At 49.5% G+C, this 13,664-nt stretch carries 12 protein-coding genes; 9 read left to right on the top strand and 3 right to left on the bottom strand.

What is annotated here, in order from left to right:
* Positions 1–34: 34 nt before the first annotated feature.
* On the bottom strand, positions 35–646 hold the full coding sequence (locus tag C0081_RS05925; RefSeq protein WP_210200411.1) for a nitroreductase family protein: 612 nt from the start codon (positions 644–646) through the stop codon (positions 35–37).
* 201 nt (positions 647–847) lie between these two features.
* Here C0081_RS05925 and map point away from each other — a divergent pair, with 201 nt between their 5' ends.
* Complete coding sequence (map, locus tag C0081_RS05920) at positions 848–1,588, top strand: type I methionyl aminopeptidase (protein WP_101532922.1); 741 nt, start codon at positions 848–850, stop codon at positions 1,586–1,588.
* 79 nt (positions 1,589–1,667) lie between these two features.
* On the opposite strand, the gene C0081_RS05915 is transcribed toward map, so the two are convergent.
* Entirely contained in the window at positions 1,668–3,266 is a 1,599-nt protein-coding gene (locus tag C0081_RS05915) for a phosphoenolpyruvate carboxykinase (RefSeq protein WP_101532891.1), read from the bottom strand.
* A 666-nt stretch (positions 3,267–3,932) separates the two neighbouring features.
* Between C0081_RS05915 and C0081_RS05910 the strand changes: the two genes are divergently transcribed.
* From C0081_RS05910 to C0081_RS05875, 8 genes are all read left to right on the top strand, one after another.
* Positions 3,933–4,646 (top strand): response regulator transcription factor, encoded by a 714-nt coding sequence (locus C0081_RS05910; protein ID WP_101532890.1) that lies wholly within the window; start codon positions 3,933–3,935, stop codon positions 4,644–4,646.
* Between the two features lie 357 nt (positions 4,647–5,003).
* Complete coding sequence (locus tag C0081_RS05905; RefSeq protein WP_101532889.1) at positions 5,004–6,833, top strand: sensor histidine kinase; 1,830 nt, start codon at positions 5,004–5,006, stop codon at positions 6,831–6,833.
* A 52-nt stretch (positions 6,834–6,885) separates the two neighbouring features.
* Positions 6,886–7,458, top strand: a complete 573-nt coding sequence (locus C0081_RS05900; RefSeq protein ID WP_101532888.1) for an HPr kinase/phosphorylase — start codon at positions 6,886–6,888, stop codon at positions 7,456–7,458.
* Positions 7,459–7,609: 151 nt separating this feature from the next.
* Complete coding sequence (locus C0081_RS05895; protein ID WP_101532887.1) at positions 7,610–8,011, top strand: PTS sugar transporter subunit IIA; 402 nt, start codon at positions 7,610–7,612, stop codon at positions 8,009–8,011.
* A 17-nt stretch (positions 8,012–8,028) separates the two neighbouring features.
* Positions 8,029–8,337, top strand: coding sequence for an HPr family phosphocarrier protein (locus tag C0081_RS05890; RefSeq protein ID WP_101532921.1), 309 nt, complete (start codon positions 8,029–8,031; stop codon positions 8,335–8,337).
* Positions 8,338–9,022: 685 nt separating this feature from the next.
* Positions 9,023–10,021 carry an ABC transporter substrate-binding protein gene (locus tag C0081_RS05885; protein WP_101532886.1) on the top strand — a complete coding sequence of 333 codons (999 nt, stop codon included), beginning with the start codon at positions 9,023–9,025 and terminating at the stop codon, positions 10,019–10,021.
* A gap of 193 nt (positions 10,022–10,214) precedes the next feature.
* A complete protein-coding gene (locus C0081_RS05880) occupies positions 10,215–11,108 on the top strand; it encodes an ABC transporter permease (RefSeq protein ID WP_101532920.1) in 894 nt (297 codons plus the stop codon).
* Complete coding sequence (locus tag C0081_RS05875; RefSeq protein ID WP_101532885.1) at positions 11,108–12,364, top strand: quaternary amine ABC transporter ATP-binding protein; 1,257 nt, start codon at positions 11,108–11,110, stop codon at positions 12,362–12,364. The genes C0081_RS05880 and C0081_RS05875 overlap by 1 nt, the downstream gene beginning before the upstream one ends.
* A gap of 146 nt (positions 12,365–12,510) precedes the next feature.
* On the opposite strand, the gene C0081_RS05870 is transcribed toward C0081_RS05875, so the two are convergent.
* Positions 12,511–13,575, bottom strand: coding sequence for a DUF2336 domain-containing protein (locus tag C0081_RS05870; RefSeq protein WP_101532884.1), 1,065 nt, complete (start codon positions 13,573–13,575; stop codon positions 12,511–12,513).
* Between the last annotated feature and the right edge of the window lie 89 nt (positions 13,576–13,664).

The raw sequence follows: 13,664 nt of genomic DNA, 5'->3' as shown, positions 1-13,664 counted from the left end.
GTGGGCCTTTTTTTCGTTACAAGACTTATGACTGCTAAAGCCAAACGCTAATCTCGTCTAACGACTTTTTCTCGATATCGGGCACCGTCGCTCCGTCTTTTGGATAGCCGACCACCAGCAGGATGTATGGTTTTTCATTATCCGGCCGTCCGCAGATTTGAGTCAAAAAAGACATCGGCGCAGGCGTGTGGGTCAGTGTGGCCAGCCCCGCTTGATGCAAGGCTGCAATCAGAAAACCCGTGGCAATGTTGACGGATTCGGGAACATAATAGTGTTTTTTGCGGCTGCCATCTTCGTTTATGCCCCAGCGCTGACCAAAAATTGCAATCAACCAAGGGGCTTTTTCTAAAAAAGGTTTGTCGGCATCTGTGCCCAAATGGGCCAGAGCATCAAGCCATTCCTCGCCTGCGCGACCATTGTAGAAACTGCGCTCTTCTTCCTCCGCAGCCAATCGTATTTGGCGCTTGATGACTGGGTTGGAGATGCAGGCAAAGGTCCAAGGCTGCTGATTGGCTCCCGATGGTGCGCGGCCGGCAGCTGCCACACATGTCTCGATGATTTCGCGAGGGACTGGCTGGTCGGAAAAGTCCCGTACCGTGCGACGCTTACGCATCAATTCAAAAAATGCATCAGCACGCAGCTGCATTTCCTCTTCGGGCAGGGTGCTAAAAGTGAGCGGGACAGTTATTTCTTGCGAGACCAATGTTTTCTCCTCTGCGGCACATAAGCACAACTTGCCAATGGTGAATGAGAACTTTATAAGCTGCATGCTTGTTGGCCGCAAATGATCTGGCACTGCCTCAGTCCGATTTGGCCTCCTCCCAAACATTCAAATGGGCACAAAAAGATGATCGTCACCAACAATGACCAGTTAGAAGGACTCAAAGCCTGCGGCCGCGCGGTTGCTCGCACCATTCGTGAAATGGGGGCGGCCTTAGAAGCGGGGATGACAGCGAAAGAGCTGGATGATCTGGCGCGCACGATATTGGAACAAGAGGGTGCGGAATCTGCCCCCGAAAAGATTTACAGTTTCCCCGGTGCGACCTGTATTTCGATTGAACCGGTGATTGCTCATGGTTGGGCTGACGGGCAGACGATGAAAGCAGGCGATCTGGTTAATATCGATGTATCAGCCTGCAAAAATGGGTATTTTACCGACGCTGGCGCAACCTTTATCTTGCCCCCAATAGCACCGGAAAAAGAAGCGATTGTTGCCGCCGCCAAACGGGCGCGCGACAAGGCGATTCTAGGCCTTAGGGCGGGTGCTCCGATGCAGGTCATTCCAAAGGCATTCCAAAAGGTCGCGAAAGCAGGTGGTTATTCGATCATCGAAAATCTGCTCGGCTGTCACGGGGTTGGCACTACTTTGCACGATAAACCCGAAATCCTGGCGATCCCTGACCGCGCAGACCGCCGGTTGCTTTTGGACGGGATGGTGTTAGCGATTGAGCCTTTTCTGTCTACTGGAGCGGATTATGCCAATGACGGCGACCGGGAATGGGAACTGTTTACGCCCGGTTGTCTGACGGCACAGTTCGAGCATTCCGTGGTGATTAGTAAAAATGGCCCGATTATTTTGACGGTCTGATTCTTCGGTTCTTGAGAGACCGCGCATAAAAAAAGGCCCGCCAATGGCGGGCCTTCTGTTTTTGATTGACTGCCCAAACTTAGGCTTTAGGAGCAGCTGCTTTCACAGCTTCGTCAACATGTGGAAGGTAGTATTCGAAGTTTTTCACGAACATACCAGCCAATTTTTTGGCCTGTGCGTCAAAGGCAGCTTTATCAGCCCAAGTATCGCGTGGCATTAGCAGTTTGTCATCAACACCAGGGCATGACAGAGGAACCTGAATGCCGAAGAAGTCGTTGGTGCGGAAGTCCATGTTAGCCAAAGAACCGTCAAGCGCTGCAGTTAGCAGAGCGCGGGTTGCTTTGATTGGCATGCGGGAGCCAACACCGTAAGGACCACCGGTCCAACCGGTGTTAACCAGCCAGCAGGTTACCTGATGTTTTTCCATCATTTCACGCAGCAGGTTGCCATATTCGGAAGGATGGCGAGGCATGAATGGAGCGCCGAAGCAAGTAGAGAAGGTTGCTTCTGGTTCAGTTACGCCTTTTTCAGTGCCGGCCACTTTCGCGGTGTAACCAGACAGGAAGTGATACATGGCCTGTTCTGGTGTCAGTTTGGCAATCGGAGGCAGAACACCGAAAGCGTCGGCGGTCAGCATGATGATGTTTTTAGGCTGTGGAGCGCGGCCGGTTAGGGATGCGTTCGGAATAAAGTCGATTGGGTAAGAAACACGAGTGTTTTCAGTTTTCGAACCATCATTGTAATCAGGGATATCGGTGATTGGATCGATAACCATGTTTTCAACGATCGCACCAAATGTATGCGTGGTTGCGAAAATTTCAGGCTCGGCTTCTTCAGACAGACGGATTGTTTTTGCGTAGCAGCCGCCTTCGAAGTTGAAGACGCCGTTTTCGCCCCAGCCGTGCTCGTCATCACCGATCAATGTGCGGTTTGGATCAGCAGACAGGGTGGTTTTACCCGTACCGGAAAGGCCGAAGAAGATCGCGGTGTCACCATCAGGGCCAACGTTTGCGGAGCAGTGCATTGGCATGATGTTCTTTTCTGGCATCAAGTAGTTCAGTGTTGTGAATACTGATTTCTTGATTTCCCCAGCGTAAGAAGAACCGGCAACCAGAATGATTTTTTTGGTCAGGTTGATCGCGATGCAGGTTTCAGAACGAACACCGTATTTTTCAGGATCTGCTTTAAACTCTGGGAAGTCGATCACTGTCAGCTCTGGAACAAAAGAAGCAAGTTCTTCATATTCCGGACGGATCAACATGTTGCGGATAAAATGAGACTGCCAAGCAAGCTCGGTTACGACACGGGTTGGCAGGCGATGCTCGACATCAGCTCCACCATAAAGGTCCTGAGCAAAAAGTTCTTTGCCTTCTGCATAGGCCATCATGTCTGCATGCAGCAGGTCGAAAGCTTCTGGCGTCATTGCTTTGTTGTTGTCCCACCAAATAGTATTTTCGGTGGTAGCGTCACGCACGGTAAATTTGTCTTTGGGAGAGCGACCAGTGTGCTTGCCTGTATCTACAGCGAAAGCGCCGCCATAGATCAAACGTCCTTCTTTGCGCACCAGTGCTTCTTCTACCAGTTTAGGAAAACGATAGTTCCAATGTACGCTGCCGAGGTTACGCAGACCAGCTTTGTCTACGCCATAGGATTCGTTCCATTTGCCGAATTGTTTCACTTTTCAAGCCCCTTGAGACACTCTTAAGTTGTAAAAAACTGACCTGTATGGTCAGTCCGATCGTACTTTTGCAGTTCAATCTTCGGTTCGCCAAGGTCTGTGAATCTTGTATCGTTTGGCGGGTGGCACCGCTCTTTACACGACACATGTTTCCAGAAAACTGCCTGACCTTCGTCTTTTCTTTATCAGGTCGGGCTCCGTAACAGTCCTAATGCCGAACACTGGGCATGTCATAGCCGCGTAAATTTGTCGTGTCGTTGATATTTCGCAAAACTGCGCTTGCGGAAATCAACAACTTATAAGCACTTAACCTGATGGAAATGGCTTCGAATATTACACTTTATGATAAGGTTTTGCGGTTTTCCCCCGTTAATTTACCGTCAGTGGGGAGAAAAGAATTGGCCGAAAGCCGCCAATAATTTTTGCAATCGTTACAAATTTTGTAAGTGGGGGAACTGGGTGTTGTTGCCACAATTTTGCAGCTTTCGCCCTTTAGGTCTGCAACCAAGGTGACAGAGCTGTGTTTTTGGCATATCTGTCAGGTAGCAAAAGCAGAGCTAAATTCGCTCCATGTCTTATGTTTGTTGATAACAATGACCGGCGGAACAGACTCTTCTGCATTCAACGCTTTTTGCGTATGCGGGACGATCAAGGAAAGGAAACGGCGTGGCAACCATTGCCCTTGTCGATGACGATCGCAATATTTTGACTTCAGTGTCCATCGCACTGGAAAGCGAAGGGTATAAAGTAGATACCTACACGGACGGTTCGTCCGGGCTGGACGGCATATTGCATGCACCGCCCGACCTCGCGATTTTGGACATTAAAATGCCGCGCATGGACGGGATGGAACTGTTGCGTCGTTTGCGGCAAAAAACAGATCTGCCCGTTATCTTTCTTACGTCCAAGGACGAAGAGATTGATGAGTTGTTTGGCTTGAAGATGGGCGCTGACGATTTTATCCATAAACCCTTCTCTCAGCGCCTGTTGGTTGAGCGGGTAAAGGCGGTTTTGCGTCGTGCACAGGCCCGTGAAGCCGCTGTGAAAGTCGGTGCTCAGACTGACAAGTCGGATATGCTTGAACGTGGCCAGCTATCAATGGATCAGGAGCGCCATACTTGTACGTGGGGCGGAAAAGCGGTGACGCTAACGGTGACGGAGTTTCTTATCCTATTTTCATTGGCTCAGCGCCCAGGCGTGGTCAAAAGCCGCAATGCCCTGATGGATGCGGCGTATGAAGATCAGGTTTATGTAGATGATCGCACCATCGACAGTCACATCAAAAGGCTGCGCAAAAAGTTCAAAGTTGTCGATGATAATTTTGATATGATCGAAACATTATATGGGGTTGGTTATCGTTTTCGTGAGCAACCGCTCTAGACCAGATGGGACAGGCGGGTTTGCGTTGTTTGCAACAAGGGTTTCGCCTGACCTGATTTGATCGATACAACAAGGGTCAATGACATCTAACGATACCAATTTTGAAACCTGTTTCGATTGACTGTATAAAAGCGAGGTGGGGTCGGTTTTCCGACCCTTCGGAACGCTTTGTTTGGTCGCCAACTGCTTTAATAGGTCGTGACCATCGCCGTTTCAGATGGCCCTGTTCGGAGCGTTGATAACGCCAGTACTCTCTTCGGTTGCATTGGTGATGGTGTTGATTCAATGGCTCACTAAAGGTCAATAGATCGGGCCGAATGCGTTCGTTTTGGGCGATCGGTCCGGTTCGGAAAAGTTATGCTGCAGAAAAACGAGCGAAATGATTTGGAACAGAAAAGAAAACGCAAGGTCTTCCGAAATGGCGGTCGTCGCGTCCGTTCGCTGTTCAGGCGTTTGACGTCTTCTGTTGCTTTTTCTTCTCTGACCCGGCGCATTGTTTTTCTTAATCTTGCAGCTCTGGCTGTACTGGTGCTTGGTATCCTCTATCTCAACCAGTTTCGGGAAGGATTGATCGATGCACGGGTTACATCTTTGCTCAGTCAGGGCAAGATTATCGCTGGAGCTGTCTCGGCATCTGCTGCCTCTGAGGCAGATGCGATCACCATCAATCCTGACCGATTGCTGGAGCTTCAGGCCGGGGAAACGTTTACTCCAGCAGATGATACTTTCGGTTTTTTTGATTTTCCGATTGATCCCGAGCGCGCGGCGCCCATTTTGCGCGCCGCTATTTCTCCCACAGATACCCGAGCGCGCATCTATGATGTGACTGGCAATCTGGTCATTGATTCCCGCCAGTTGCACGCGCGCGGAATCTTGAGATTTGATCTGGACGATCCAGTGCAGGTGCATGATGAAACATGGAGGGAAAAATGGGATCGGTTCATCAGTTGGCTACGTCAGGCCGACTTGCCGCTTTATAAAGAGTTAGGCAGCACAGACGGGCGTGGTTATCCTGAAGTGGCTTTGGCGCTTGATGGTACTTCAGCGTCCATAGTTCGGGTAAATGACAAGGGGCGCTTGATCGTTTCGGTTGCTGTGCCGATCCAGCGGACGCGCGTCATTGCTGGGGCACTCTTGCTTTCTACGCGGGATGGAGAAATCGACGAAATTGTTCAGGCCGAACGGTGGGGCATCGTCCGGTTGTTTCTCATTTCGGCGCTGGTGACGGGCACGCTATCAATCTTGTTGGCAGGGACGATCGCGGGGCCGGTGCGTAAGCTGTCTGAGGCTGCGGAACGGGTGCGGCGTGGCGTCAAAGACCGTGAACAAATTCCTGATTTTTCTGATCGCAAGGACGAAATCGGGCAGCTGAGCAAGTCCCTGCGAGATATGACCAAAACGCTCTACCAACGCATGGATGCGATCGAAGCCTTTGCTGCAGATGTCGCGCATGAATTGAAAAATCCGCTGACCTCATTGCGTTCTGCTGTTGAAACCTTGCCGCTTGCCAAAAACCCGGACTCCCACGAACGACTTATTAATATTATCTTGCATGATGTGCGCCGTCTTGATCGTTTGATTTCCGATATTTCGGATGCATCGCGCTTGGATGCTGAGTTGGCAAGGCAAGAATCGGAAACCATCGATTTATATGCGCTGCTTGGAACTATTGTAGAAATACAAAATGAAATCGGATCAAAATCCGACGTCAGCGTCGCTTTGGCACTGGGGAACGAGACCGATGATCCCTCTGTCTTTTATCGAGTGAACGGCAGTGATAGCCGGTTGGGGCAGGTTTTTGTCAATCTGATTGATAACGCGCGTTCCTTCACGCCGGAAGGTGGGCAGGTTCATGTTGGCTTGGCTCGCAAGGGCGGCTATGTCGTCGTGACCGTTGATGATGACGGAAGGGGCATTCAGGCCGAGGATGTAAACCGAGTCTTTGAGCGCTTCTATACCGACAGACCGGAAGGCGAGGATTTTGGGCAGAACTCAGGTCTAGGCCTGTCGATATCCCAACAAATTATTGAGGCCTATCAAGGAACAATCAAAGCGTCCAATCGCTTGCGTGAAGAGGAAAGCGACCAAGAGCCTGTCGTGGTGGGCGCTCGGTTTACTGTGTCTCTGCCTGCCATTGCCAGCCGCGCGACGAAAAAAACAGATTCAATTTCCGATCAATCGCGCTAAGCTGTTTTTGGCCAATGCCAGAGACCAAATTCCAGTTTAGCAGGAGAGGGTGATGCCTCTGTATCTTGATCCCGACTCAGATCAGACATGTGATGGGCCTCTTTTTGAACTGCCTGCTCATTTGCGCGCTCACGCTCAGACCATGCATGCTGCCGCAGTTGTACTTGGGCGCTTTTGTGTTTTGTTGCGAGGGCCGACGGGTAGCGGCAAGTCTTTCTTACAGCGGCAATTGCGGCAGCAAGCCGATTGGAAAGGACTTTATTCGGCTCTGATCAGCGATGACTACATTCAGTTGGCCCGGGCACCTCTGCGGTTTAAACAAACGGTTGCATCGGCTTGTCCGCCTTTGTTGGCCTTTGCACCAGTCGTCACTCGCAGACTTGAAGAAGTGCGGGGGGTGGGCGTCATATCAATCTCTCGAGATGATTTTGTTGAGCAAGCCGTTGTGTCTTTGCTTGTTGATTTGGTTCACCCAGTTCAAATGGAGCGCATGCCAACCAGAGAAAATGGAGTTGTCGACTGTTTGGGCCACTCCATTGCGCGCATGTCGGTACCCCAAAGATCGGCTTTGGCTGCTTCAGAATTGATTTTTGCCCGTCTATCCACATGGAAGGATGGCTGCTAGCCGCCATGCATCGACTTTAGGGCTTGCGTTCGGCACGTGAGTGGTGAAGATAGACAAACCTTTAGTGCATTCGGTGCACATTTTGTGATCAGATGGCAAGATCCTGCCCCTAGGGTCGCCAAGCACCGAGGAAAAGGAGAGCTGACACAGCATGATTGGTCTTGTTCTTGTTACACACGGTCGTTTGGCCGAAGAATTCCGGTCCGCTCTAGAGCATGTTGTTGGACCTCAGGAGCAGATTGAAACCATCTGCATCGGGCCAGATGATGACATGGAGCAGCGTCGGCAGGATATTCTTGATGCGGTAGAAACCGTCGATAAAAATCACGGCGTTGTCTTGTTGACTGACATGTTTGGTGGTACGCCGTCGAATATGGCGATTTCGGTGATGGATAAGGATCGCATCGAGGTGATTGCGGGCGTGAATTTGCCGATGTTGATCAAGCTCGCCAGTGTGCGTGCTGATCGTTCAATCATTGAAGCCGTAAATGAAGCTTGTGAAGCCGGCAGGAAATACATTAACATTGCCAGCAAGCTGCTATCGGGTGAATAGTGGCTGGCCTTCATGATTTGCAATTAGAAAGCACAGCGGTTTCCGTGTCACAAAATCCTGTTTCCGATCGACTAACTATCAAGAATAAGCGTGGTCTGCATGCCAGAGCCTCAGCAAAATTTGTCCAGTTGGTTGATCAGTTCGATGCTGCCGTTACTGTCTCAAAGGATGGTCAATCGGTGTGCGGTAATTCTATCATGGGGTTGATGATGCTCGCTGCAGCGCCGGGGTGCTGCATTGACGTGGTGGCATCGGGAAGTGACGCAAAAGATGTGCTGGATGCTATTTCCAGTCTCATTGATGATCGTTTTGGCGAGGGCGAATGACCCTCAGCTCGCTCTTCTGGGGTGGTTGCGTCAACCTAGCAATGCGCTACTGCTCTGACTATGATTCCTGTAATTCGTTCATTTATAACGAGTTTTCCCCCGTAAAAAAATCCCTATAATTCAATAGCTTAATATTCCAAAAAAATACTAGCGAACATTGATGGATGCTAGTAAACTTAGCTCGAAGTCTTTCGGGAACAGCTTTCTGTGACGTCTCAAAAGGATTTTGGCCAAGTGAACTTGTTTGTTTTTTTTGTGTCTAAAATGAAAATTTTAGGTATTCAAAAGGCATTCGATAGGATAAACGGCTGAATTTGTGATTTGAAAGGTTCTGAAGTAAAGTATATCTCAAATATAATCCCAACATCGATGCTTTTTTGATGGTGGCTGTTGTTTTGTGTCGAGATCGTTCATTGACGAGCTACCATAAGAATTGTTAGTCTCCGCAGCGTTGAAAAAATATGGACCATTCGTCGGCTGTGCAAGACTGATATGAACGGTGAAGGTTCGGATTTTATTCTTTTGACTGGCCAATGTCCCCCTGCGATTTTGGCGCAAACATTCTAGTGTCTATGCAGTGATGCAAAAAGGCACATATCAATTTCAGATGACCGGATTTTGCGAGAAGAATGCTTTTTGAAATGACAGGTCTCGAAGACATGAAACAACCACCCCGGAGGTTACTATGAAACGATTTTTGATCGCTGCCCTGATGTTGTCAGGCACAGCCATTTCTGCAAATGCTGCAGATTGCGGCAAAGTCACAATCGCTGATATGAACTGGAGTTCTGCTACTCTTATCGCCAATGTGGATCGCTTTATCCTTGAACATGGCTTTGGCTGTGAAGCAGAACTGGTGCCGGGCGATACGATGCCAACCGGTACATCCATGATCGAGAAGGGTGAGCCTGACATTGCACCTGAATTCTGGTCAAACTCCATGAAGGAAGCGCTCGACAAGGGTGTTGCCGATGGGCGCCTTGCAGTTGCTGGACAGTCTTTGTCTGACGGCGGCGAAGAAGGTTTTTGGGTGCCAACCTATATGGTTGAAAAAGACCCTAGCTTGGCGACTATCGAAGGTGTGATGAAAAACGCCAAACTCTTCAAACATCCTGAAGATCCAGAACTCGGTGGCTTCTATGGCTGTCCTGCAGGCTGGAACTGTCAGATTTCGAGCGGCAATCTCTTTAAAGCTCTGAAGCTTGAAGAAGCCGGTTTCGATTTGATCGATCCAGGTTCAGGGGCAGGCCTGTCCGGTTCCATTGCCAAGGCCTTTGCACGCGAAGAGGGCTGGTTTGGTTATTATTGGGCTCCAACCGCGGTTTTGGGCAAATATAAAATGACCAAAGTCGATTTCGGTTCTGGAATTGATGAGGACCATTTCAAGACATGTACCACTCAGGCTGAATGTGCGGATCCAAAACCAACGATGTATCCGCCTTCCTTGGTACAGACCATCTCCACTGCTGATTTTGCCAAAGGGCATGATGTCATCAACACCTATCTGGGCACACGTTCGTTCAAAAACTCTCAAATGAACGAATTGCTCGCATGGATGGAAGACAATCAGGCCGATGGTGAGACTGCTGGCATTCATTTCCTCATGGAGAACGAAGCCCAGTGGACAGCTTGGCTGCCTGCCGAAGCTGCTGCAAATGTCAAAAAGGCTCTTGCTGACTTGTAAGTAGCGTATTTACGCCCGTTTTGGGTGCATCGATCCCGGACCAGAGAACTGGTCCGGGATTTTTGCGTTCCAATACATTGATTTTACGCTATGGGGAAACCCACAAAAGAACATGGATTTTTCGCGGCACCATGTCGCAATGGCCTACCATTGCAAACCAGCTACGAAACGAAACAACATCGGAGAGAAGCAAATGGCGGAGTCGTCATGGCTAACCCAATTTCCAGAGCTCGATAGAGCGGATTTGTTATTAATAAAGAAAACCCTTGATGGTGGTTTTCGAAACTTCTCGCGGGAATATGGCGATGTGATCGAAAGCTTATTTGATCCTCTTCTCGCTTTCCTGATCTGGTTTGAAAAACTTCTTCTCACTACGCCTTGGCCGATCATTGTCTTCGTTATCGGAGCCATCGTGTTCAGCGCCAGCCGCTCTTGGAAGCTTTTGACCGGCGTTGTTATTTCTCTGTTTCTGATTGGTTATTTCGGAATGTGGGAAGATACGATGCGGACCCTTTCCATGATTACGGTCTGTACGTTGCTCTCCATTTTTGTTGGTATTCCTGTTGGCATCATCATGGCGCGATCAGATCGCGCCCAATCGGTGTTCACTCCGATTCTGGATGTGATGCAGACAATGCCAGCTTTTGTTTACCTCATTCCGGTGGTAATGCTGCTCGGGATCGGCAAAATTCCTGGTTTGATTGCCGTGGTGATCTATGCCATCCCTCCTGTTATCCGCCTCACCAATCTTGGTATACGGCTTGTTGACAAAGAGGTGCTTGAAGCGGCCACTGCGTTTGGAGCAACATCGCATCAGCGTTTGTTTAGCGTCCAAATTCCGTTGGCTATGCCGACCATTATGGCTGGTATCAACCAGACCATTATGATGGCGCTGGCTATGGTTGTTGTTGCTTCTATGATTGGCGTGAAGGGGCTGGGCCAACCCGTGCTCAAATCCATTACCAATCAGTATTTCACGCTCGGCCTTTTCAACGGTCTCGCGATTGTTGCACTAGCGATTATCTTCGATCGTGTTTCTCAAGCCTATGCAAAGCGTAGTCAGAAGCATATGAAGGGAGCCCACTGATGAGTGAACCTCTGATTGAAGTCCAAGGGCTTTACAAACTGTTTGGCAATGAACCTAAAAAGCATATGCATCTGGTTCATGAAGGCCTTTCAAAAGACGAAATTCTGGCAAAGACCGGTCATACGTTGGGTCTTAAAGATATCAACCTTAAGATCCAGAAAGGCGAAATTTCGGTTATCATGGGCCTGTCCGGCTCGGGAAAATCGACTCTCATTCGCCACTTCAACCGCTTGATCGATCCTACCGAAGGTCAAATCCTGGTGGACGGCACGGATGTTGTGAACCTGAACCAAGCTGAATTGGAACAGTTTCGCCGTCACAAAATGTCGATGGTGTTCCAGCGCTTTGGTCTTTTGCCTCACCGTACTGTGCTCGATAACGCCGCTTTTGGCCTTTCAGTTCAGGGTGTTCGGAAAAAGGAAGCGCATGAACGTGCTGTTGAGTGGCTGGAAACGGTTGGACTCGGCGGCTATGAAAATCAATATCCTTCCCAGCTGTCTGGTGGACAGCAGCAAAGGGTTGGGCTTGCTCGTGCGCTGGCCACCAATGCTGAAATCCTGTTGATGGATGAAGCTTTTTCCGCTTTGGATCCGCTGATCCGATCCGAGATGCAAGATCAGCTGGTCGAGCTGCAAGAGAAGTTGCACAAGACCATCATCTTTATCACGCACGATTTGGACGAAGCTCTGCGCCTTGGTAGCACTATCGCTATTCTCAAAGACGGGGAGCTGGTGCAAGACGACAAACCGGAAGAAATCTTGCTCAACCCAGCGACTGAATATGTCGAGGCATTTGTGCGGGATGTGAACCGCGCGCGTGCGCTTAATGTTGAGACGGTGATGCAGCCGCAGACCTTCCGTATCACTTCGGAAACCATTGCTGGTGCCCTTAAACAGATGCGAGCGCATAAAGATGATTATGCTTTCCATGTGACCGATGACGGCTATCAGGGCACTTTGACTCAAGAAGGCCTTGAAGAAGCCTATGAGGAAAATGCGACCGGTAAGTTGACCGAAGAGCATTATGACGACGTTACTCAGATTGCTCCGGATGCGGCACTTGAAGAAATTTTGCCTGAGACTATTTCAGCAGACCATCCTGTCCCTGTTGTCAATGAAGAAGGCGAACTGCAGGGCGAGCTGTCTCGAGATGCTTTGGCTGAAATTTTGAGCCCTGAGAGCTCTGATAATATGAGCGCTACAGAGCAAGTCGATGCCAAGGAACCTACTGACAAGAAAAGTGCCGAGCCTGCCTGATAGGGCGGAGTTGGGGCCGCTTTCACTTGGTTTGGTTTCGCAGGTTGACTAAGAGCGGAAGTAAAATCGGAATCACTAGAAACTAAAAAGGGTGCCTCCATTGGGCACCCTTTTTTAATAAGTTTTCAATCTTGAATGGGATTAGTCTATCCAAGATTGTTTCGCATTTGTACAAACCGCATCGCACGCCTCGATGATGAAATGTCGAGGTCTTTATAATGTACGATGCTGCGTCCCGCAGCGCTCAGTGGGAGTTTTAGCTTTTCACTACGCATGCCAATAAGCTTTGTGTAGGCCTCTACGCTTGTGTCCAGTGATTTGCATAAAATTGCAATCGGGTCTTCATTGGCCTGATAAAAGGCATTGGAGACAACCGCTTCATCCATGTCTGCAATCGCTGCCAACAGGAGGATGACATCCGGGCCTCTGTTTGCATCGGTCAGTTGTATCAAGACTTCGGAAAAATCAGCCTTGCCTTCTTTGACGTCGGCAATGAGCATCTTTGTTTCTATCCGACCTTTGCGTCCGGTAAATTTTTCAGCGACCACACGCTTTTGAGCCAAGTCGACCAATTCGCATGCAGCCTCTGAGTTGGTTGCAAACAACTTGGCTAATCGGCGCTTGCCTTCGGGAGGCAACAAAGGAAGGAGGGCCTTTGCAGCTGCTTCTGTAATATCGGGACGAGCGCTCAGGCTGGCTTGTAAATTCTGATCGCCGGATGCGTTTTCTACCAGTGAATCGAAGCCCTTGGGCGTAATCTCTGCACCATGGTTTTGCGTTACCTTATGCCAGACTTCTCGCGTTCCATTTTCGATCAAAGCGTCGGTGACTGTTCCGCTGAGCGTCTCTCGTTGGGCGATGCTCTCCAAATGCTGTTGGGACAGGGTCTGGGAAAATGCGACAAAATCTTCATCTGTCAATACCGGACTATGTTGCAACATAGGGCCCGCGACGGTTACGTCATCCTGCGCCAATTGCCGTGCAACGTCTGCTGGTAGTGTTTCTTGCGGGGCAACGCGCTGGGAAAATTCTGCGCGGCCATCCATGTCGACATCATCCAACATTTTAAGGACGATATCTCGAAATATGAGGGCCTCATGCTGGCTGTGGTGTTCAGCGCCATCGAAAAACATGTCTGCCACGCGTCCAAGCAGTTCGCGTCGTTTGTCGCTCGATTTTTCACGGGCAAGATCTGAAATTGTATCCAGCATTGAGAGCCTCTTTTCTAATTATTTGATGTAATTCTAGAGAAGTGACAATAAAATACTGTTAATTATGACAAGTCTTGATACGTATGAAG

Origin of the sequence: Cohaesibacter celericrescens, from assembly GCF_002866925.1 — a bacterium.
Taxonomy (GTDB): Bacteria; Pseudomonadota; Alphaproteobacteria; order Rhizobiales; family Cohaesibacteraceae; genus Cohaesibacter; species Cohaesibacter celericrescens.
The sequence above is the reverse complement of the archived record's forward strand: the minus strand, read 5'-3'. Positions and strand labels throughout refer to the sequence as shown.